The 21646-nt window shown below is 63.3% G+C and carries 16 protein-coding genes; 13 read left to right on the forward strand and 3 right to left on the reverse strand.

Annotated features, from left to right (window positions below):
• Positions 1–98: 98 nt before the first annotated feature.
• The gene (locus tag ACRESH_RS16410) at positions 99–1013 is read right to left on the reverse strand and encodes a LysR family transcriptional regulator (RefSeq protein WP_431742966.1); all 915 of its coding nucleotides are present in this window, start codon (positions 1011–1013) and stop codon (positions 99–101) included.
• Positions 1014–1313: 300 nt separating this feature from the next.
• Here ACRESH_RS16410 and speB point away from each other — a divergent pair, with 300 nt between their 5' ends.
• The 13 genes from speB (at position 1314) to lipA (ending at position 18993) form a co-directional block, all read left to right on the forward strand.
• Complete coding sequence (speB, locus tag ACRESH_RS16415) at positions 1314–2285, forward strand: agmatinase (protein WP_431742967.1); 972 nt, start codon at positions 1314–1316, stop codon at positions 2283–2285.
• A 15-nt stretch (positions 2286–2300) separates the two neighbouring features.
• Positions 2301–3809: an aldehyde dehydrogenase family protein gene (locus ACRESH_RS16420; RefSeq protein ID WP_431742968.1), complete on the forward strand. Its 1509-nt coding sequence runs from the start codon at positions 2301–2303 to the stop codon at positions 3807–3809.
• Positions 3810–3904: 95 nt separating this feature from the next.
• The gene (locus ACRESH_RS16425) at positions 3905–4084 is read left to right on the forward strand and encodes a hypothetical protein (protein ID WP_166571115.1); all 180 of its coding nucleotides are present in this window, start codon (positions 3905–3907) and stop codon (positions 4082–4084) included.
• A complete protein-coding gene (locus ACRESH_RS16430; protein WP_431742969.1) occupies positions 4081–5550 on the forward strand; it encodes a cytosine permease in 1470 nt (489 codons plus the stop codon). The genes ACRESH_RS16425 and ACRESH_RS16430 overlap by 4 nt, the downstream gene beginning before the upstream one ends.
• Positions 5551–5554: 4 nt before the next feature.
• Positions 5555–7240, forward strand: a complete 1686-nt coding sequence (gene betA, locus ACRESH_RS16435) for a choline dehydrogenase (protein ID WP_431742970.1) — start codon at positions 5555–5557, stop codon at positions 7238–7240.
• A gap of 344 nt (positions 7241–7584) precedes the next feature.
• Positions 7585–9003, forward strand: a complete 1419-nt coding sequence (gene cycA, locus ACRESH_RS16440) for a D-serine/D-alanine/glycine transporter (protein WP_431742971.1) — start codon at positions 7585–7587, stop codon at positions 9001–9003.
• A gap of 81 nt (positions 9004–9084) precedes the next feature.
• Complete coding sequence (locus tag ACRESH_RS16445; RefSeq protein ID WP_431742972.1) at positions 9085–10617, forward strand: sigma 54-interacting transcriptional regulator; 1533 nt, start codon at positions 9085–9087, stop codon at positions 10615–10617.
• Between the two features lie 260 nt (positions 10618–10877).
• A complete protein-coding gene (gcvH, locus tag ACRESH_RS16450) occupies positions 10878–11255 on the forward strand; it encodes a glycine cleavage system protein GcvH (RefSeq protein ID WP_431742973.1) in 378 nt (125 codons plus the stop codon).
• Between the two features lie 14 nt (positions 11256–11269).
• A complete protein-coding gene (gcvP, locus tag ACRESH_RS16455) occupies positions 11270–14140 on the forward strand; it encodes an aminomethyl-transferring glycine dehydrogenase (protein WP_431742974.1) in 2871 nt (956 codons plus the stop codon).
• A gap of 62 nt (positions 14141–14202) precedes the next feature.
• Complete coding sequence (glyA, locus tag ACRESH_RS16460; protein WP_431742975.1) at positions 14203–15456, forward strand: serine hydroxymethyltransferase; 1254 nt, start codon at positions 14203–14205, stop codon at positions 15454–15456.
• Between the two features lie 27 nt (positions 15457–15483).
• On the forward strand, positions 15484–16860 hold the full coding sequence (locus tag ACRESH_RS16465) for an L-serine ammonia-lyase (protein WP_431742976.1): 1377 nt from the start codon (positions 15484–15486) through the stop codon (positions 16858–16860).
• A gap of 9 nt (positions 16861–16869) precedes the next feature.
• Complete coding sequence (gene gcvT, locus ACRESH_RS16470; RefSeq protein WP_431742977.1) at positions 16870–17994, forward strand: glycine cleavage system aminomethyltransferase GcvT; 1125 nt, start codon at positions 16870–16872, stop codon at positions 17992–17994.
• Positions 17995–18018: 24 nt separating this feature from the next.
• Positions 18019–18993, forward strand: a complete 975-nt coding sequence (gene lipA / locus ACRESH_RS16475) for a lipoyl synthase (RefSeq protein ID WP_431742978.1) — start codon at positions 18019–18021, stop codon at positions 18991–18993.
• Between the two features lie 397 nt (positions 18994–19390).
• On the opposite strand, the gene arsJ is transcribed toward lipA, so the two are convergent.
• Positions 19391–20611, reverse strand: a complete 1221-nt coding sequence (arsJ, locus tag ACRESH_RS16480; RefSeq protein WP_431742979.1) for an organoarsenical effux MFS transporter ArsJ — start codon at positions 20609–20611, stop codon at positions 19391–19393.
• A gap of 9 nt (positions 20612–20620) precedes the next feature.
• Positions 20621–21625: an ArsJ-associated glyceraldehyde-3-phosphate dehydrogenase gene (locus tag ACRESH_RS16485; protein ID WP_431742980.1), complete on the reverse strand. Its 1005-nt coding sequence runs from the start codon at positions 21623–21625 to the stop codon at positions 20621–20623.
• Between the last annotated feature and the right edge of the window lie 21 nt (positions 21626–21646).

Consider the following 21646-nt stretch of genomic DNA (forward strand, 5'->3'; position numbering starts at 1 on the left):
GCCCAGAACAATCGCTGTCGATCACTCTACCGCCGATTGGCCTGCTTGCATCGAGCGACGCAACAACGCTGCCGTTGCCGAGCGTGCTTCGACCTCGTTCAGACGAGCCCGGGCTGGTGCGTACAGGCGTTCAGGTCTTCGAGGAAAGCCTGCAGGATCGGTGGTGGCGATACACCACGTCGGGTGATGACATTGAAAGGTGAGGTCAGGTCCAGTGTGCTGGCGCCCAGGCGGCGCATTTCTCTGGTCTTGACCCACTGCTCGGCGAAGTGCACGGGCAGGAAGCCGATGTAGGCGCCGGAAATGATCAGGATCGCCGCCGCCTCGATGTTCTCTACGGTAGCGGCGGCTTTGGTGATGCCCAGTTGCTCCAGGTCGTACTGGTGCATGTAGCCGCGCACGACAATATGGCAGTCGCGGACTTCATCGAGCAGGCGACCGTTCGCCGCCTTGCTGGCGTACAGCGGATGGCGGCGGCCACAGTAGAGCCCCAGAGCCTCGTCGTAGAGGGGCAGGTAGGACAGCCCCGGTACGTGCAGGGGAAAGTGGCCGATGGCCAGGTGCAGTCGACCGTCCAGCACGCGCTCTTCCAGTTCCGCCGGGGCGCCGATGTAGATATGCAGGTGGGCGTCATGCCCGCGCGAGACAAAACGCTGGGTGGTGCGCGGCAGCGGCGAACCGGAGTCGGTCAGGGTGGAGTCGATGATGCCGAGGTTGAGCTTGCCACTGATGTGCTGCTTGAGCACGTCGGCGTCCATGCAGAAGCTCTCCACGGCGCTGAGCAGGCGCAGGGTGGCCTCATGGATGGCCACGCCTTGCTCGGTAAGGCGAAAACCGCTGCGCCCGCGCTGGCAGAGCTTGACCCCGAGGCGGGTTTCCAGGTGAGTCATCTGTTCGCTGATGGTCGACTGACCCGCGTTCAGTGCGGCTTGCGCTGCGGAAAAGCCACCGCACCGGACGATGGTGGTGAATACTCTGAGGAGCTTCAGATCGACATCGTGGAGCTGGATCACCGTGGCCTCCCGGCCGGGCGTCACATCGCCAAGGCTGATATGAACGTCCGGGCATTGTTTTTTTTTCCAAGCTAACCATGCGCGTGTGATCACTGCAATGCCTGGCGTTGGGAAATGCCCTCGGCGGCGGTGGCGGTTTTTCATTGGTAACTGACACTCAGGTGGATACTTCGGATCCTGCGATGTATGCATCTGCACTTGCGCATTTTTCCATGTACGGCCTGCCGCCATAGTGGCTGCAACGGTGGTCGAGCAGTCGCCCCGTCTCCTGACCAGAACAATAAGTGGAGAAACCTGAACATGGCAAAGCACGGTTATGAATCCGGCCGCCTGAACCTGCCTTTCGTGGGGCATTGCACCTTCGCCAAGTCGCCCATCTGCACCGACTGGGCGGCCATCGACGCCGATGTGGCGATCCTCGGCGCGCCCAATGACATGGGCACCCAATGGCGCTCTGGTGCGCGCTTCGGGCCGCGCGGCATTCGCGAGGCATCGACCCTGTTCTCCTTCGGCCACGCCGGCGCCTACGACTTCGAGGATGACGCCACTTACCTGACCGATGACCAGCTGCGCATGGTCGATGTCGGCGATGCCGATATCGTCCACACCGACATGGCCACCAGCAACGCCAACATCGAGGCGGCCGTGCGCCAGATCCTCGCGGCGGGCGCCATGCCGGTGGTACTGGGCGGTGACCACTCGATCCATGCGCCGGTGATCAAGGCCTTCGAAGGTCGCGGGCCGATCCATATCGTGCATTTCGACGCCCACCTGGACTTCGTCGACGAGCGCCATGGCGTGCGCTACGGCCACGGCAGCCCGCTGCGTCGCGCCTCGGAGCTGGACCACATCGTCGGCATGACCCAGATGGGCATCCGCAACGTGTCCTCCTCCAACCGCGACGACTACGATGCCGCCCGCGAGGCCGGCTCGCAGATCCTCTCGGTACGCGACGTGCGCCGCCTGGGCTGCGAGGGCGTGCTGGCGAAGATCCCTGAGGGTAGCGACTACTACATCACCATCGACATCGACGGTTTCGACCCGTCCATCGCCCCGGGCACCGGTACACCGAGCCATGGCGGATTCTTGTACTACGAAGTGCTGGAGATCATCCAGGCGCTGGCCCGGCGCAGCCAGGGCCGGATCGTCGGTATGGACCTGGTGGAAGTGGCCCCGGCCTACGACCCGGCAGGCGTTACCTCGATCCTCGCCGCGCAACTGCTGATGAACAGCATCGGTTTCATCTTCCACGCGCGCGCCAACGCCCGCTGATCCGGAGACTCCACAGTGGACAACAAGGTAAAAGCCTACCTGCAGGCCTTCGGCGTTTCCGAGGCCACCCAGCGTTTTCTCTCCAAGTCCCAGCGCATGCTTATCGGTGGCGCGTGGCTGGAGGCCAGTGACGGTGCCAGCGCCGAGGTCATCGAGCCTTCCACCGAAGGCGTGCTGACGCGTATTCCGATGGGCACCGCTGAAGACCTGGACCGTGCAGTACGAGCCGCTCGTGCACAGTTCGATGGAGGTCCCTGGAGCCAGCTCAAGCCTCTGGAGCGCGAGCGCCTGATCCATCGCCTGGCCGACCTGATCGAAGCCAATGCCGACGAGCTGGCGCAGATCGAGTCCATCGACATGGGCAAGTCGGTCGCCCAGGCCCGCGCCGTGGATATCCAGGGCAGCGTCGATACGTTGCGCTATTTCGCCGGCTGGGCCAGCAAGATCCACGGCCGCACCGTCGAGCCTTCGCTGCCGGGCAACTACCTGGCCTACACCCGCAAGGAAGCGGTGGGTGTGGTGGGGGCCATCGTGCCCTGGAACTTCCCGCTGCAGACCATGGCCTGGAAGCTCGGCGCGGCACTGGCGACCGGCTGCACCGTGGTGGTCAAGCCAGCGGAGCTGACCTCGCTGTCTGCCCTGCGCTTTGCCGAGCTGGTGCAGGAGTCGGGCATCCCTGACGGCGTGCTGAACATCGTCACCGGGCGCGGTAGCGTGGTGGGCACGGCGATGTCCAGCCACCCGGGCATCGACAAGCTGAGCTTCACCGGTTCCACGCCGGTGGGTTGTTCGGTGGGCAAGGCGGCGATGGACCAGATGAAGCGCCTGACCCTCGAGCTGGGCGGCAAGTCGCCGGTGATCGTGTTCGCCGACGCCGATATCGAGGCGGCGGCCGAGGCGGTCGCCAACGGTGTGTTCTTCAACTCGGGGCAGGTCTGCGATGCCGGTACCCGTGCCTATGTCGAGCGCAGTATCTATCCCGAGTTCCTTGCGGCGCTGGCCAGGTACACCGCAACCTTGAAGATCGCCCCGGGCCTGGATCCGGACTGTTTCATCAGCCCCATGGTGTCGCGCCAGCAACAGCAGCGTGTACTGGAGTACATCGCTCTGGGCAAGGCCGAAGGGGCACAGGTGTATTTCGGCGGCGAGCCGGTCGAGGGCCCGGGCTTCTTCGTGCAGCCAACGATCTTCGCTGACTGCAACAACGACATGCGCATCGTGCGCGAGGAGATTTTCGGCCCGGTGCTGGTGACCATGCCCTTCGACACCCAGGAGCAGGCGCTGGCCCTGGCCAACGACTCGGCATTCGGCCTGGCGGCGGCGATCTACTCCAATGACCTGGGCAAGGTCCACGGGCTGATTCCGCGCCTGCGCGCCGGCACCGTCTACGTCAACGCCCACAGCACCCTGGACCCGTCCATGCCGTTCGGTGGCTACAAGCAGTCGGGTTATGGCAAGGACATGGGTGCCGAACAACTGGAGTTTTTGCTGGAGACCAAGGCGGTCTGGATCACCTTGCCCTGAGGAACAGGGCAAACCTGCGTCGCTGACGGTTGGCGGGCGGCGCGGGTTTCACATGCATCGTATTTCAAGAACAAGAACCTATCGAGGTGATGCCCATGAACAGCCAAGTGGATGTAGAGCGTGCACAAGACCTGGACAGGCGCATACGCGCCTATGAAGAGCTGGAGAGCAGGGCGGACTGGCCCGGCGCATTGAGCGCTGGCGATTTTGTCGCGCTGACCCTGCTGACGTTGGTGATGGTTGCCGGGGCTTACTTCCTGGGAGGTCATCCATGAGCCAGTCCAGAGAGCAGGAATTTCGCCTGGGCGCTGAACGGGGCGATACCCCGTTGCTGCCCAACGAGCGGGTGTGGGGCTTCTGGGGCTTTGCCTATGCCAACTCGGCGTTGGCTGTAGCCACCTGGGTGTTCCTGATCGGCGGTGCCACTGCGTTGTTCGTCGGGCCCTTGCAAGGTATCGCCGCGATCGTCATCGGCAACATCATCGGCGTGATTCTCGCTGCGTCGTCTACTTGCCTGCCGTGCGGCAAGTACGGTGTTGAGCAATTCACTTACCTGCGCAGCATGTTCGGCCTCAACGGCAGCCGCCTGGTCTATGTGCTGTCGGTGGTGGTGCTGACCATGGGCTGGCTGGCGGTGCTGGGGCTGATGTGCGGGCGGGCGCTGGACAACCTGGAAACCCTGGTGCAGCACAGCCAACCCGACGGCGACGGCTGGCTGGTGACGGCGGGCGCCTTGCTGGCCATCGTCCTCGCGGCGCTGGTGGCCATGCGCGGGCCGGACATGATCCGGCGGTTGAGTGCGGTGATCGCGCCCAGCCTGATCCTGATCATGCTGGCGCTGATGTACTTCATTTCCCAGCGCTTCAGCTTCGCCGAACTGCTAGCCATGCCGCCGTTGCAGCCGCCTTTTGCCGATCAGCGCATCAACTTCATGATTGCCGTGGAAATCAATATCGCCGCCGGTTTCTCCTGGTGGCCATACATCGGCAACCTGTCGCGTTTGTGCAGCAACCAGCGCACGGCCTTCTGGCCCAACCTGGTGGGCATCTTCGGCGCCGCCGCGCTGGGCGAAACCGTCAGCCTGTTCGCCGCCTCCACCCTGGGCAGCAGCGACCCTACCGCCTGGATGCGTCTGGCCGGTGGCGTGGGCTTCGGCGTGGTGGCGTTGAGCTTCCTGGCGCTGGCCAACCTGACCGGCATGGTCAACATCCTCTACACCGCCGTCATCGGCCTGCGCCAACTGGCCGGGGAGCGCTTGCGCAGCGTGCGCTGGGGGATATTGATCGGGCTGTTCTGCGTGATTCCGGTGATCATCGCGCTGTGCTTCCCGGGTATCTACGATGGCTTCTTCATCTTTCTGGTATGGACCTCTGCGCTGAACAGTGCGCTGGCCGGCATCGGCATCGCCGATTACTTCTTCCTGCGTCACCAGCGCGTGAACCTGCGCCAACTGTATGCCGAACAAAGCGGGTCGCCCTTGCGCTTCTGCAAAGGCTTCAACCCCATCGCGCTGGTGGCGCTGGTGGCGGGCTTCGCCATCTACGTGGTGGTGTTCAACCCGCAGACCCTGGCCCATACCGACTTCTTCACCTTCGCCACCGCTTCCCTGCCGTCCTGCCTGCTGGCCGGGCTGGTCCACTACGGCCTGACCCGACTGCTGGCGGCGCGCCTGGGCTGGGGCAGCTACCCAAAGAACAAAGAACGCAACACCGAGGCCACGGGCCTGCGAGCACAGGACTAGAACAATGAACAAGCGATATGACTACATCATCATCGGTGCAGGCTCCGCCGGCTGCGTCCTGGCCAACCGCCTGACCGAAGATGCCGGTACCTCGGTGCTGGTCCTGGAGTTCGGCGGCAGCGACCGCAGTGTGCTGATCCAGATGCCCAGCGCGTTCTCGTTGCCGATGAACACCAAGAAGTACAACTGGCGCTATGAGACAGTCGCCGAGCCGCACCTGGACGGCCGGCGCCTGCACTGCCCGCGGGGCAAGGTGCTCGGCGGCTCATCGTCGATCAACGGCCTGGTCTACATCCGTGGCCATGCCTGTGACTTCGACGAATGGGAAAGCCTGGGTGCGAAGAACTGGAGCTATCGCAATTGCCTGCCGTACTTCAAACGCGCCGAGAACTACAAGTTCGGTGGCGATGACTACCGCGGTGGTGACGGGCCGCTGTCTACCAACAACGGCAACAACATGCAGAACCCGTTGTACGGTGCCTGGGTGGAAGCCGGCGCCGAGGCGGGCTACATCAAGACTGACGACTGCAACGGCTACATGCAGGAAGGCTTCGGCGCCATGCACATGACGGTGAAGGACGGCGTGCGCTGGTCCACCGCCAATGCCTATCTGCGCCCGGCCATGACCCGGCCGAACCTGACGGTCGTCACCCATGCCATGACCCGGCGCATCCTCCTCGATGGCAAGCGGGCGGTGGGGGTGGAGTACGACGAGGGCGGCCAGACCCACAAGGTCTATTGCAACCGCGAGGTGCTGGTATCGTCTGGCCCGATCGGCTCGCCGCACTTGTTGCAGCGTTCGGGCATCGGCCCCGAGGCGGTACTGAAAAAGGCCGGTATCGAGGTGCGTCATCACCTGCCGGGGGTGGGCGAAAACCTTCAGGACCATTCGGAAATCTACATCCAGTACGCCTGCAAGGAGCCGGTGACGCTCAACGGCAAGATGAGCCTGCTGGGCAAGGCGATGATCGGCCTGCGCTGGCTGCTGTTCAAGGATGGCCTGGGCGCCAGCAACCACTTCGAGGCCGGCGGCTTCATTCGCTCGTCCAAGGGGTTGCGCTGGCCGGACATCCAGTTCCACTTCCTGCCGGCGGCCATGCGCTACGACGGCGACAAACCGTTCAAGGGCCACGGCTTCATGGTGCTCACCGGGCCGAACAAACCCAAGAGCCGAGGTCATGTGCGGGCGCTGTCGGCGGACCCTTACCAGCATCCGGAAATCCGCTTCAACTACCTGGAGAGCGAAGAGGACCGTGAGGGCTTCCGCCGCTGTGTGCGCCTGACCCGGGAAATCATCGCCCAGCCGGCCATGGACCGCTTCCGTGGCGAGGAGCTGGCGCCCGGACCGCAGGTGCAGACCGACGAGCAGATCGACGCCTTCGTGCGCGCCAACATGGAAAGCACCATGCACCCCTGTGGCTCCTGCCGCATGGGCGAGGACGACATGGCGGTGGTCGACTCCTCACTGCGCGTGCGTGGCCTGCAGGGGCTACGGGTGATCGACTCCTCGGTGTTCCCCAGCGAGCCCAACGGCAACCTCAATGCGCCGACCATCATGCTCGCCGAGCGGGCCGCGGACCTGGTGCGTGGGCGTGAGCCGCTGGCGCCGAGCGATATACCGGTCGGCCTGGTCGGTAGCTGGGAAGAAGAACAGCGCAGCCGCGCGCCGGTGCGTAAGGTACGCGCCTGACGTTGGGTAGGAGCGGGTTTGCCCCGCGATGCGATGTTGTCTGACAGCTCGCAATCGCGGGGCAAGCCCGCTCCCACACCCTCCGGACTGAATGCGTTCCATTGGAGCGAAACCGCTACAGTGGGCCCAAGAGCAGGGGTTACGACGCTTTAGTGCCGGTGGGCAGCCTGATTAGCGACTTTTTATGGAGTGACTTCATTACACCTGATAAATACAACGCTGCATAAAACAACGCTTTTTCGCTTGGCATAGACCTTGCTCTTTCATTGGCACTCAGCCGCACTGGCTGAGCTGTTTGAACTTGTGACGTTATAAAAACAATTAAACTAGCAAGGTAAAGCCTAATGAAAAACTCGACGCTGGGTCCGCCTGACAGCGAAGCGCACGAACTCCAACGTAATCTTTCCAACCGCCATATTCAGTTGATCGCCATCGGTGGCGCCATCGGCACCGGCCTGTTCATGGGCTCTGGCAAGACCATCAGCCTGGCGGGGCCCTCGATCATATTTGTCTACATGGTCATCGGTTTCATGTTGTTCTTTGTCATGCGGGCAATGGGCGAGTTACTGTTGTCCAACCTCAAGTACAAGTCGTTCATCGATTTCTCCGCTGATCTGCTGGGACCCTGGGCAGGGTTTTTCACCGGCTGGACCTATTGGTTCTGCTGGATAGTGACCGGCATTGCCGATGTTATTGCTATCTCCGCCTATTCACAGTTCTGGTTCCCGGATATTCCGCAATGGTTGCCGGCACTCAGTTGTGTTGGTCTGTTGCTTTCGCTCAACCTGCTAACCGTCAAGATGTTCGGTGAACTGGAGTTCTGGTTCGCCATGATCAAGATCGTGGCCATTTGCGCCCTGGTCTGCACCGGCCTTTACATGGTGGTCGCGGCCTACCAGTCGCCTGCTGGCAATGTCGCGTCGCTGGCCAACCTGTGGAATGACGGCGGCATGTTCCCCCATGGCGCCATGGGCTTCTTCGCCGGTTTCCAGATTGCGATCTTTGCCTTTGCCGGGATTGAGCTGGTGGGTACCACGGCCGCAGAAACCAAGAACCCTGAGCGCAACCTGCCAAGGGCGATCAATTCGATTCCGCTGCGTATCATTGTTTTCTATGTGTTCGCGTTGGTCGCGATCATGGCCGTTACGCCGTGGCGTGATGTCGTTGCCAACAAGAGCCCCTTTGTCGAGCTGTTTGTCCTGGCCGGTCTGCCGGCGGCTGCCGGGATCATCAACTTCGTAGTCCTCACCTCTGCCGCTTCTTCTGCAAACAGTGGCGTCTTTTCCACCAGCCGCATGCTCTACGGGCTGGCCGTGGATGGCGATGCGCCTGGCAAGTTCAAGGCGTTGTCCAGCCGCGCAGTGCCCTCCAATGGTCTGATCTTCTCCTGTGTTTGCCTGTCGGCGGGGGCGCTGGTGATCTACCTGGTGCCTAATATGCTCGATGCCTTTACCCTGATCACCACGGTGTCGGCGATCCTGTTCATGTGCGTCTGGTCGATGATCCTGCTGTCGTACCTGGCGTATCGCAAGCAGCGCGAGCACCTGCATCGCGCCTCGAAATACCGGATGCCGGGCGGCATCTTCATGAGCTGGGCCTGCCTGGTGTTCTTCGTGGCCATGCTTGCCTTGCTGGCGCTGGAAGAAGACACCCGCAAAGCGCTGGTCTTCGTGCCGGTCTGGTTCGTAATCCTCGGCCTGGCTTATCGATCGATGCGCCAGAAAAAGTCGGAGGGCGTGCGGTTGTCCTACGACGCGGACTGATAGCCACATTCACGCTTTTACTCGGGGGGACGGCACAAGGGGGCCGTCCCCCTGTCGTCATTGCACAACCAGGGAGTCGTCATGCGCATCCACGTCACCTTCATCGACCGCGTCGGCATCACCCAGGATATCCTGGCACTGCTGGGGGCGCGCAACCTCAACCTGGACGCGGTGGAAATGATCCCGCCCAACGTCTATATCGATGCGCCAGCGCTGTCACAGGCCGTGCTGGACGAACTTCACGACGCCTTGCTGCGGGTGATCGGGGTCCAGGCGGTGGAACTTGTAGACTTTCTCCCCGGCCAGCGCCGGCACCTGCAGCTGGAAGCCTTGCTCGCGGCGATGAGCGATCCGGTGCTGGCGGTGGACCCCGGTGGCCATGTGCTGCTGGCCAATCCCACGCTGATCAGCCTCGTCGGTCGCGAGCCGGCCGGTGAACCGTTGTCCAGGCTGTTCGCCGAACCCGAGCTGGCGCAGACCCTGATCGACAAGGGCTTTCGCCTGCCCATGTGCGAGGTGAGCTTGCAGGGCCAGGCACTGTTGCTGGAAGCCACGCCGATCAGCGGCGGGGCCGATGCCTTGGTGGGTGGCCTGCTTACCCTGTATCCGCCAAGCCGTATCGGCGAGCGCCTGGCTTCGCTGCTGCACGATCATGCCGAGGGGTTGCAGGCGCTGCTGGGCGAATCGGCGCCGCTCAAGGATCTCAAGGCGCGTCTGCACAAGGTGGCGAGCCTGGAGGCGCCGCTGTTGATCCAGGGCGAAACCGGGACCGGCAAAGAGCTGGTGGCGCGTGCCTGCCATGCATTGAGCGTACGCCGCGATGCGTCCTTTCTGGCGCTGAACTGCGCGGCGCTGCCGGAGAGCCTGGCCGAGAGCGAGCTGTTCGGCTACGCCGCCGGCGCTTTTACCGGCGCCCAGCGTGGCGGCAAGCCGGGCCTGCTGGAACTGGCCGACGGTGGCACGGTGTTCCTCGACGAAGTGGGCGAGATGTCGCCTTACCTGCAGGCCAAGCTGCTGCGCTTTCTCAGTGACGGCAGCTTTCGCCGGGTCGGCGGCGGCGGCGAGGTGCGGGTGAATGTGCGGGTGGTCTGCGCGACACACCGCAACCTGGAAAACATGGTGGTCGAAGGCAGCTTTCGCGAAGACCTCTACTACCGCCTCAACGTGCTCAATCTGATGGTGCCGCCGTTGCGCGAGCGCGGCCGGGACATCCTCCTGCTGGCCGAGCATTTCCTGCGTCAGGCCTGCGCGCAGATACAGCGCTCGCCGTGCCGACTGGCGCTGGCCACTCATCCGCTGCTGCTGGGCAATCGCTGGGCAGGTAATGTGCGCCAGTTGCAGAACGTGATCTTCCGTGCCGCGGCCATCAGTGAAGGGGAGGTGATCGATTGCGACGACCTGGAGCTGGCTGATACGGCCCTGAACAACCAGCAGCCCGATGCACCGCAAGTCACCAGCCTGGAAGAGGCGGTGCAGGGCTTCGAAAAATCGCTGCTGGAGACGATGTATGCGGCCTATCCCTCGACCCGGCAACTGGCGGTGCGCCTGCAGACTTCCCACACGGCCATCGGCCAGCGCTTGCGTAAATACGGCATCGCCAGCCGGGTCTCGTAGTCGCCTGGTTCGAATACGCTCCACTGGAGTGATTGTGCTCCAGTCGGGCGTGAGCCGCGGCTTCATTGGCCGATCCCGTCAGGGGTGGCTGCCGGGCTCACACAGCGGAGCGATTTCGCTCCAGCACAGAGGCTTGAGTTTGATTGGATATATCATACAACTACTTGAAATATAACGATTTTAATAAGTTGGCATTGCCCTTGCTCTTGTATCCATCAGTCCTGCATCGGGACCCATCTGATAACAAGAGAGGAAGATCCATGAGCACTCTGCGTTTTACTCCCGAACACGAATGGTTGCGTCTGGAAGCGACTGGCGAGCTGACCGTCGGCATCACCACCTACGCCCAGGAGGCCTTGGGTGACGTGGTGTTCGTGCAATTGCCGGAGCCGGGCGAGTACGGCGAGGGCAACGAGGTCGCGGTGCTGGAATCGGTGAAGGCCGCCAGCAATATCAGCATGCCCCTCACCGGTACCGTGGTGGCGGTCAACCAGGCCCTGGCCGACGACCCCGAGCTGGTCAACGCCTCGCCCATGCAGGACGGCTGGTTCTTCCGTATCCAGATCAACAACCCTGCCGACCTCGACACCCTGATGGACCAGGACGGCTACGACCGCTTCCTGGCCGACAACGCCTGAGCCAGGGGGCCGACATGAGCCATACCGCCATCCCACTGACAACCGACAACGAGTTCATCGCCCGTCACATCGGCCCACGCGAGGACGACATCGACGCGATGCTGGCGCTGATCGGCCATGACACCCTCGACGGCCTGATCGACAGCGTCATCCCTGACAGCATCAAGGGCACCAGCGTGCTTGAGCTGTGCAAAGGGCAGGGCGAGGCCGAGGCGCTGGCCTCGCTCAAGGCCATCGCCGCGAAGAACCAGCTGTTTCGCAATCACATCGGCCAGGGCTATTACCCTTGCCACACACCAACGCCGATCCTGCGCAACCTGTTGGAAAACCCGGCCTGGTACACCGCCTACACACCGTACCAGCCGGAGATTTCCCAAGGGCGGCTGGAAGCGCTGCTGAACTTCCAGACCCTGATCAGCGACCTGACCGGCATGGAAATCGCCAACGCCTCGTTGCTCGATGAAGCCACCGCAGCCGCCGAAGCCATGACCTTCTGCAAGCGTCTGGCAAAGAGCAAGGCCCCGGCGTTTTTCGTCTCCCGTCATTGTCATCCGCAAACCCTCGACGTGCTGCGCACCCGTGCCGAGCCGCTGGGTATTGAAGTGGTCATCGGCGATGAGTCGGCGCTGCTGAGTCAGAACCTGGATGGCTATTTCGGCCTGTTGCTGCAATACCCGGCCAGCACTGGCGCTATCGCCGACCATCGCGCCCTGGTGCAGCGCGCCCATGCAACCGGCGCGCTGGTGGCGGTGGCCGCCGACCTGCTGGCCCTGACCTTGCTGACCCCACCGGGTGAATTCGGTGCCGACGTGGTGATGGGCAGCGCCCAGCGCTTCGGCGTGCCGCTGGGCTTCGGTGGTCCGCACGCTGCGTACTTTGCCACCCGCGATGCCTTCAAGCGCGACATGCCCGGCCGCCTGGTCGGCGTGTCCATCGACCGCTTCGGCAAGCCGGCCCTGCGCCTGGCCATGCAGACCCGCGAGCAACACATCCGTCGCGAGAAGGCCACCAGCAACATTTGCACCGCGCAGGTGCTGCTGGCCAACATCGCCAGTATGTACGCGGTCTACCACGGCCCCCAGGGCCTGGCGCAGATCGCCCGGCGTGTGCACCGCCTGACCGCGATCCTGGTGCGGGGGCTGCAGCAGCTCGGGCACAAGGTCGAGCAGGAACACTTCTTCGACACCGTCAGCGTGGTGACCGCACAGCCTGTGGCCGATGTGCTGGCCGCTGCCAACGCCGCGCAACTGAACCTGCGCCTGATCGATGAATTGCGGGTCGGCCTGTCGCTGGATGAAACCTGCGAACAGGCCAGTGTCGAGGCTCTCTGGCAGGTGTTCGCCGCACCCGCCCAGGCGCTTCCGGACTTCACCGCCCTGGCCGCCGACAGTGGTGATTGCCTGCCGTTGCCGCTGCTGCGCGAGACACCGTTCCTGCAGCACCAGGTATTCAACCGCTACCACTGCGAAACCGAGCTGATGCGCTACCTGCGTCGTCTGGCCGACAAGGACCTGGCCCTGGACCGCACCATGATCGCGCTGGGCTCGTGCACCATGAAGCTCAACGCCGCCAGTGAGATGATCCCGATCACTTGGCCCGAATTCGGCGCCCTGCACCCGTTCGCCCCTGCCGAGCAGTCGCTGGGTTACCGTCAGCTGACTGATGAACTGGAGGCCATGCTCTGCGCGGCCACCGGCTATGACGCCATGTCCCTGCAGCCCAATGCCGGCTCCCAGGGCGAGTACGCAGGCCTCCTGGCCATCCGCGCCTACCACGCCAGCCGTGGCGAAGCGGGTCGCGATGTCTGCCTGATTCCGTCGTCGGCACATGGCACTAACCCGGCCACGGCGCAGATGGCCGGCATGCGTGTGGTGGTGGTCAACTGCGACGAGCGCGGCAACGTCGATGTCGCCGACCTGCAGCGCAAGGCCGAGCAGCACAAGGAACAACTGGCCGCGCTGATGATCACCTATCCCTCGACCCATGGCGTGTTCGAGGACGGCATCACGCGCATCTGCGACATCATTCATGACTACGGCGGCCAGGTGTACCTGGACGGCGCCAACATGAACGCCATGGTCGGCCTCTGCGCCCCAGGCAAGTTCGGTGGCGATGTGTCGCACCTGAACCTGCACAAGACCTTCTGTATCCCTCACGGCGGTGGCGGCCCCGGCGTCGGTCCGATCGGCGTCAAAGCGCATCTGGCGCCGTTCCTGCCCGGTCACGGTCACATGGAGAACAAGCAGGGCGCGGTCAGCGCGGCGCCTTATGGCAGCGCGAGCATCCTGCCGATCACCTGGATGTATATCCGCATGATGGGCGGGGAAGGGCTCAAGCGTGCGTCGCAGCTGGCGATCCTGAGTGCCAACTACATTGCCCGGCGCCTGGAGGAGCACTACCCGGTGCTTTATACCGGCGAGAACGGCCTGGTCGCCCATGAGTGCATTCTCGACCTGCGCCCGCTCAAGGACAGCAGCGGCATCAGCGTCGAGGACGTGGCCAAACGCCTGATCGACTTTGGCTTCCACGCCCCGACCATGTCCTTCCCGGTGGCCGGTACCCTGATGGTCGAGCCGACCGAGAGCGAGTCCAAGGAGGAACTGGACCGCTTCTGCGAGGCGATGATCTGTATCCGCGAGGAAATCCGGGCGGTGGAAAACGGCACCCTGGACAAGCTCGACAACCCGCTGAAGAACGCACCGCATACCGCCAGCGAGCTGGTGGGCGAATGGCTTCATCGCTATGGCCGGGAGCTGGCGGTGTACCCGCTGCAAGCGCTGCGCGAGAGCAAGTACTGGCCGCCGGTGGGGCGCGTGGACAACGTCTACGGTGACCGCAACCTGGCCTGTGCCTGCCCGCCCATGTCGATCTACCAAGACGCCTGATCGCATAGGCCCGGACCCGGTCCGGGCCTTGCCTGCCACCCGAACAAGAAGGAAGCACAAGCATGTTCCATAAAAGCCTGACTCTGTCCGATTTCGACCCTGCACTGTCCGAGGCCATCCGCCGCGAAGCGCAACGCCAGGAAGACCACATCGAGCTGATCGCCTCGGAAAACTACACCAGCCCGCAGGTCATGCAGGCCCAGGGCACCGAGCTGACCAACAAGTACGCCGAAGGCTACCCGGGCAAGCGCTACTACGGTGGTTGCGAGCACGTCGACGTGGTTGAACAGCTGGCCATCGACCGCGCCAAGCAGCTGTTCGGCGCAGGTTACGCCAACGTCCAGCCGCACTCCGGCTCCCAGGCCAACGCGGCGGTCTACCTGGCCCTGCTGCAGGCCGGCGACACCATCCTGGGCATGAGCCTGGCCCATGGCGGTCACCTCACTCATGGTGCCAAGGTCAGTTCCTCCGGCAAACTGTACAACGCCGTGCAGTACGGCATCGACGCCAACGGCCTGATCGATTACGACGAAGTCGAGCGTCTGGCCGTCGAACACAAGCCGAAGATGATCGTTGCCGGGTTCTCGGCCTACTCGAAAACCCTCGACTTCCCACGTTTTCGCCAGATCGCCGACAAGGTCGGTGCCTACCTGTTCGTCGACATGGCCCACGTCGCCGGCCTGGTTGCGGCGGGCCTGTACCCCAATCCGCTGGCGCACGCCGATGTGGTCACCACCACCACCCACAAGACCCTGCGCGGGCCACGTGGCGGCTTGATCCTGGCCAAGGCCGATACGGAACTGGAGAAGAAACTCAATTCGGCGGTGTTCCCGGGCGGGCAGGGCGGGCCGCTGATGCACGTGATCGCTGCCAAGGCGGTGTGCTTCAAGGAAGCCCTGGAACCTGGCTTCAAGGACTACCAGTACCAGGTCATCAAGAACGCCCAGGCCATGGCGGAGATCTTCAAGCAGCGTGGTTTTGACGTGGTCTCCGGTGGCACCGACAACCACCTGTTCCTGGTCAGCCTGATCCGCCAGGGCATCACCGGCAAGGACGCCGACGCCGCGCTGGGCCGTGCGCACATCACGGTGAACAAGAACGCCGTGCCCAACGACCCGCAGTCGCCGTTCGTGACCTCGGGCCTGCGCATCGGTACCCCGGCGGTGACTACCCGCGGCTTCCAGGTGCCGGAATGCCGCGCCCTGGCGACCTGGATCTGCGACATCCTCGAGCACCTCGGCGATGCCGACGTCGAGGTCCAGGTGGCTCGCCAGGTGGCTGAGCTGTGCAAGCTGTTCCCGGTTTATCCGGCCTGACCCTTGGGTGCAATGGCGGAGGCCTGTATGTCACTGAGTGTTTTTGATCTGTTCAAGGTGGGCATTGGCCCATCCAGCTCCCACACGGTCGGACCGATGCGCGCGGCGGCGCGCTTTGTCGAAGGGCTCAGGGAACAGGGTTTGCTGGCCCAGGTGGTAAGCGTGCGCGCTGAGCTGTATGGCTCGCTCGGCGCCACCGGCAAGGGCCACGGTAGCGACAAGGCGGTGCTGCTTGGGCTTGAAGGTGAGCACCCGGATACGGTCGAGACCTCCATGGTGGCCGACCGCTTGGGGATGATCCGGCAAAGCGGGACGTTGTCGCTGCTGGGTGAGAAGCGCATCCGCTTCGTCGAGAAAGAACACCTGGCGATGATCCGCAAGCCCTTGCCTTATCACCCCAACGGCATGATTTTGCGCGCCTTCGACGAGGCCGGCCTGCAGCTGTGCAGTCGCGAGTATTACTCGGTGGGGGGAGGCTTCGTGGTGGACGAGGCGGCGGTCGGCGTCGATCGCATCGTCGAGGACCGCACACCGTTGCGTTTTCCCTTTCTGACCGGGCGCGAGCTGTTGGCGCAATGCGCCCAGCACGGGCTCTCGATCAGTCAGTTGATGGCCGAGAACGAGACCGCCTGGCGCAGCCCGGAACAGACGCGCCAGGGCCTGCTGCACATCTGGCAGGTGATGCAGGACTGCGTAAAGGCCGGTTGCCGCACCGAAGGGATCATGCCCGGCGGACTCAAGGTCAAGCGGCGTGCCGCGGCCTTGCACCGTCAGTTGAGCAGCAGCCCCGAAGCCAGCCTTCGGGACAGCCTCTCGGTGCTCGACTGGGTCAACCTCTACGCTCTGGCGGTGAACGAGGAGAACGCCAGCGGTGGGCGGGTGGTCACTGCGCCCACCAATGGCGCGGCCGGCATTATCCCGGCGGTGCTGCATTACTACACACGCTTCGTGCCGGGGGCCAACGAGGACGGGGTGGTGCGCTTTCTGCTCAGCGCCGCGGCCGTTGGCATCCTCTACAAGGAAAACGCCTCGATCTCTGGCGCCGAAGTCGGCTGCCAGGGCGAGGTCGGCGTGGCCTGTTCAATGGCGGCCGGGGCCTTGTGCGAAGTGCTCGGCGGCACCGTGCAGCAAGTGGAGAACGCCGCTGAAATCGGCATGGAGCACAACCTCGGGCTGACCTGCGACCCGATTGGCGGGCTGGTCCAGGTACCCTGCATCGAGCGCAACGCCATGGGCTCGGTCAAGGCCATCAATGCCGCACGTATGGCCCTGCGCGGGGATGGTCAGCACTTTGTCTCCCTCGACAAGGTGATCCGCACCATGCGCCAGACCGGCGCCGACATGAAAAGCAAATACAAAGAGACTGCCCGCGGCGGGCTGGCGGTCAATATCATCGAATGCTAGGAGTCACCCATGTCCACAGAACAACTACAACAAACCCCGTTGCACGCCCTGCACCTGGAACTGGGCGCGCGCATGGTGCCATTCGCCGGTTACGCCATGCCGGTCCAGTACCCGCTGGGTGTCCTCAAGGAACACCTGCACACCCGTGAGCAAGCCGGTCTGTTCGACGTCTCGCACATGGGCCAGATCCGCCTGCGCGGCGCCGCTGCTGCCAAGGCGCTGGAAGCGTTGGTGCCGGTCGACATCATCGACCTGCCGCTGGGCATGCAGCGCTATGCCCTGTTCACCAACGATGACGGCGGCATCCTCGACGACCTGATGGTCGCCAACCTGGGCAACGACGAGCTGTTCCTGGTGGTCAACGCCGCCTGCAAGGAACAGGACCTGAGCCACCTGCGGCAGCATCTGGAAGGGCAGTGCGACGTCGAGTCGCTGTTCGACAGCCGCGCCTTGCTTGCCCTGCAGGGGCCGGCGGCGGCGAAGGTGCTTGCCCGCCTGGCGCCTCAGGTGGGCAGCATGACCTTCATGCAGTTCGCCAGTGTGCGGTTGCTGGGTGTCGACTGCTACGTCAGCCGTTCGGGTTACACCGGTGAGGATGGTTACGAAATTTCCGTGCCGGTGCAGGCGGCGCAAACGCTCGCCCGTGCCCTGCTGGCCGAACCCGAGGTCGAAGCCATTGGCCTGGGCGCCCGTGACTCGTTGCGTCTGGAGGCCGGGCTGTGCCTGTACGGCCATGACATGGAGCAACGCACCACGCCGATCGAGGCCAGCCTGACCTGGGCGATCTCCAAGGCGCGGCGTGCCGATGGCGAGCGTGCCGGCGGGTTCCCCGGTGCCGGGCGCATCCTCGCCCAGCAGCGCGAGGGGGTGGCCAGCAAGCGTGTGGGCCTGTTGCCCAAGGAGCGGGTGCCGGTGCGCGAAGGTGCACTGATCGTCGATGCGCAAGAGCAGGTGATCGGGCGTGTCACCAGCGGTGGGTTCGGCCCAAGCCTGGGCGGGCCGCTGGCGATGGGGTATGTGCAGAGCGAGCATTCGGCGCTGGAGACGGAAGTCTTCGCCCAGGTACGCGGCAAGCTGGTGCCGATGCTGGTGGTCCGCACCCCGTTCGTGGCCCAACGTTATTACCGTGGCTGAAGACCTGACTGGCGGAGCATGAGCATGAACGAAACCCTGTCTGTCGCCACGCGCCCGCAGCCCCTGCAGGCCGGGGTGAAACTGCGCGGCGCCGAGAAGGTGGCGCGAATTCCGGTGAAGATCCTGCCCACCGAAGAAGTGCCACGCAAGCCTGACTGGATCCGCGTGGAGATTCCAACCTCGCCGGAGGTGGCGCGGGTCAAGGCACTGCTGCGCAAGCACAAACTGCACAGCGTCTGCGAAGAGGCGTCCTGCCCGAACCTGGGCGAGTGCTTCTCCGGTGGCACGGCGACCTTCATGATCATGGGCGACATCTGCACCCGGCGTTGCCCGTTCTGCGACGTCGGCCATGGCCGACCGAAACCGCTGGACGTCGATGAGCCGAAGAACCTGGCCATCGCCATCGCCGACCTGCGCCTGAAGTACGTGGTCATCACCTCGGTGGACCGCGACGACCTGCGCGACGGCGGCGCCCAGCACTTCGTCGACTGCCTGCGCGAGATCCGCAAGCTGTCGCCGGGCATCCAGCTGGAAACCCTGGTACCGGATTACCGGGGGCGCATGGACGTAGCCCTGGCCATCACCGAACAGGAACCGCCGAATGTGTTCAACCATAACCTGGAAACCGTGCCGCGCTTGTACAAGGCAGCACGGCCGGGCTCGGACTTCGAGTGGTCGCTGGATCTGCTGGAGAACTTCAAGCAACGTGTACCGGGGGTGCCGACCAAGTCCGGGCTGATGCTCGGCCTGGGCGAGACCGATGAGGAAGTGATCGAGGTGATGCTGCGCATGCGCGAGCATCAGGTCGACATGCTGACCCTGGGGCAGTATTTGCAACCTTCGCGCAGCCACCTGGCAGTGCAGCGTTTCGTGCATCCGGACACCTTCGCCTGGTTTGCTGATCAAGCCTTGGCGATGGGGTTCAGAAACGTGGCGTCCGGGCCGCTGGTGCGTTCGTCTTACCATGCGGACCAACAAGCGGTGCAGGCGGCCCGATAGGCGCGGGCCTTGAATCGAATGCAGGATCGGGCAATTGCTGCCGCATAGTGGGGGCTCTACTGCTTCTTGGAATACGAATCGCTGGTGTGGAAGCGGAGCTTTGCTTCAGCCTGTCAAAGGCTGTCAGGGTCGCCAAAAAACATTTTGACTTTGCTCTAGGCTGATGCTTTCAGGTCATAAAAAATTAATGATGCCCCCAATTTTGCCCCCAATCGCACGGGGTATACGAGCGAACGAGAATGGCGATTCTGACAGAATTCCAGTATGGCTCTGGGTGGCTGTCAGTGTAACGCCACAACGGAATTGGCGTAGTGGTGCACGGGGCATCCAGGGACGAGCAAATTTGCTTTCGGTTGAAAGTAGTAACCGAGGCTGACTGCTTTCAACTGTGGAGCGGTCATTCGGGGTAGGCGTGTCTGGGCAAGGCGCTAGAGATGAGCGCGGCAGCAAATACAAAACCGCTGGATACCCACAAGCAGGCTTCCAGACCATAGGCTTGGAATACCCACCCTGAGAGCAGCGTACCGACCAGCCGCCCCAGAGCATTGGACATATAGTAGAAGCCCACGTCCAGGGATACCCCGTCCTCCTTGGCATAGCTGACGATCAGGTAGCTGTGCAGCGATGAATTCACTGCGAACAGTACGCCGAACAGCATCAGCCCACCGAGTAGTACCAGCTGAGCCGACCAGCCAGCGGTCAGCCCCAGAGCAATTAGTGCGGGCAGTCCGGCCAGCGCGATGGCCCAGATGAAGGCTGCTCGGCCGTCTGGCACATGACCGCGCTTCTTGCCGGTGATGTTGGGGGCAAACGACTGCACGATGCCGTAGCCGATGATCCAGGCGGCAAGAAAGCCACCGACCAGCCAGAAGTCCCAGCCAAATGCGGTGCTCAGGTACACCGGCAGCGCTACGACGAACCAGACGTCGCGAGCACCGAAGAGAAACAGTCGTGCGGCCGAGAGGATGTTGATCGCCCGGCTCTTGGACAGCATGTCGCGGAATTTCGGTTTGGCCTTGGCCTTACCTAGGTCCTTTTTCAGCAGTAGCAAGCTGCCCACCCAGACCAATGCCAGCACCGCCGCCATGGCCAGTACCGCCAAGGTGAAGCCGAGCAGCGCGAGCAGCGCGCCGCCGAGGAAGAAGCCCACACCTTTGAGCGCGTTCTTCGAGCCCGTGAGGATGGCTACCCACTTGTAGAGGGTGCCTTGCTGGCTATCCGGTACCAAGAGCTTGATGGAGCTCTTGGCACTCATCTTGTTGAGGTCCTTGGCGATGCCGGACAACGCTTGGGCTGCCATCACCCAGGGCGCCGTTAGCCAGGCCGCCGGCACCGTGAGCATCAGCAAGGCCAGCACCTGCATGCCCAGGCCGATGTTCATGGTGCGATTGAGCCCCAGGCGAGCGCCGAGGTAACCACCCACCAGGTTGGTGATCACACCGAATACTTCGTAGAACAGGAATAGCGCAGCGATCTGCAGCGGCGTGTAGCCCAGTGTGTGGAAATGCAATACCACCAACATGCGCAACGCGCCGTCGGTGAGGGTGAAGGCCCAGTAGTTGCCGGTAACCAGCAGGTACTGACGCACTTCCGTAGACAGGGCTGACAACGCCTTCATGATCGCCGTTTACTCCGCCGCGCCGACCAGTCGGGCCAGCTCCGCTGCACGATTGGCGTAGCCCCACTCGTTGTCGTACCAGGCGTAGATCTTCACCTGGGTACCGTTGACCACCAGGGTCGACAACGCATCGATGATCGAAGACCGTGGATCGGTGCGGTAGTCGATGGACACCAGGGGACGCTCTTCGTAGCCCAGGATGCCCTTCAGCGGGCCTTCGGCAGCCGCCTTCAGCAGCGAGTTGACCTCTTCAGCCGTGGTTTCACGCTCCACCTCGAACACGCAGTCGGTCAGCGAGGCGTTGGCCAGCGGTACGCGCACGGCGTGACCATTCAGCTTGCCGCGCAGTTCGGGGAAGATCTCAGCGATCGCTGTGGCCGAACCGGTGGTGGTTGGAATCAGGCTCATGCCCGAGGCACGGGCGCGGCGCAGGTCCTTGTGCGGCGTATCGAGAATGCTCTGGGTATTGGTCAGGTCATGGATGGTGGTGATCGAGCCGTGGCGAATGCCCAGGTTCTCGTGAATCACTTTGACCACCGGAGCCAGGCAGTTGGTGGTGCAGGAGGCGGCGGTGACGATGCGGTGCTGGGCCGGGGCGAATAGGTGCTGGTTGACGCCCATCACCACGTTCAGTGCGCCTTTTTCCTTCACCGGAGCACAAACCACCACGCGTTTGACGCCCTGATCCAGGTAGGCCTGGAGCACCGCAACCGACTTCATCTTGCCGCTGGCTTCGATGACCAGGTCGCAGCCCGACCAGTCGGTGTCGGCGATGGTCTTATTGGCCGTGACCTTGATGCGCTTGCCATCGATCACCACCGAGTCGCCTTCTGTACCTGCTTCGCGGTGCCAGCGTCCGTGGATCGAGTCGAAGTTGATCAGATGGGCGTGGGTCTCAGCGTCCCCGGCCGGATCATTGATCTGTACGAATTCGAATTCCGGCCAGTCCCAGGACGCGCGCAGCGCCAAGCGACCGATACGTCCAAACCCATTGATGCCTACTTTGATTGCCATGTTCTTGTTCTCGAGTCGCAG

Origin of the sequence: Pseudomonas sp. (assembly GCF_050739775.1) — a bacterium.
Classification (GTDB): domain Bacteria; phylum Pseudomonadota; class Gammaproteobacteria; order Pseudomonadales; family Pseudomonadaceae; genus Aquipseudomonas.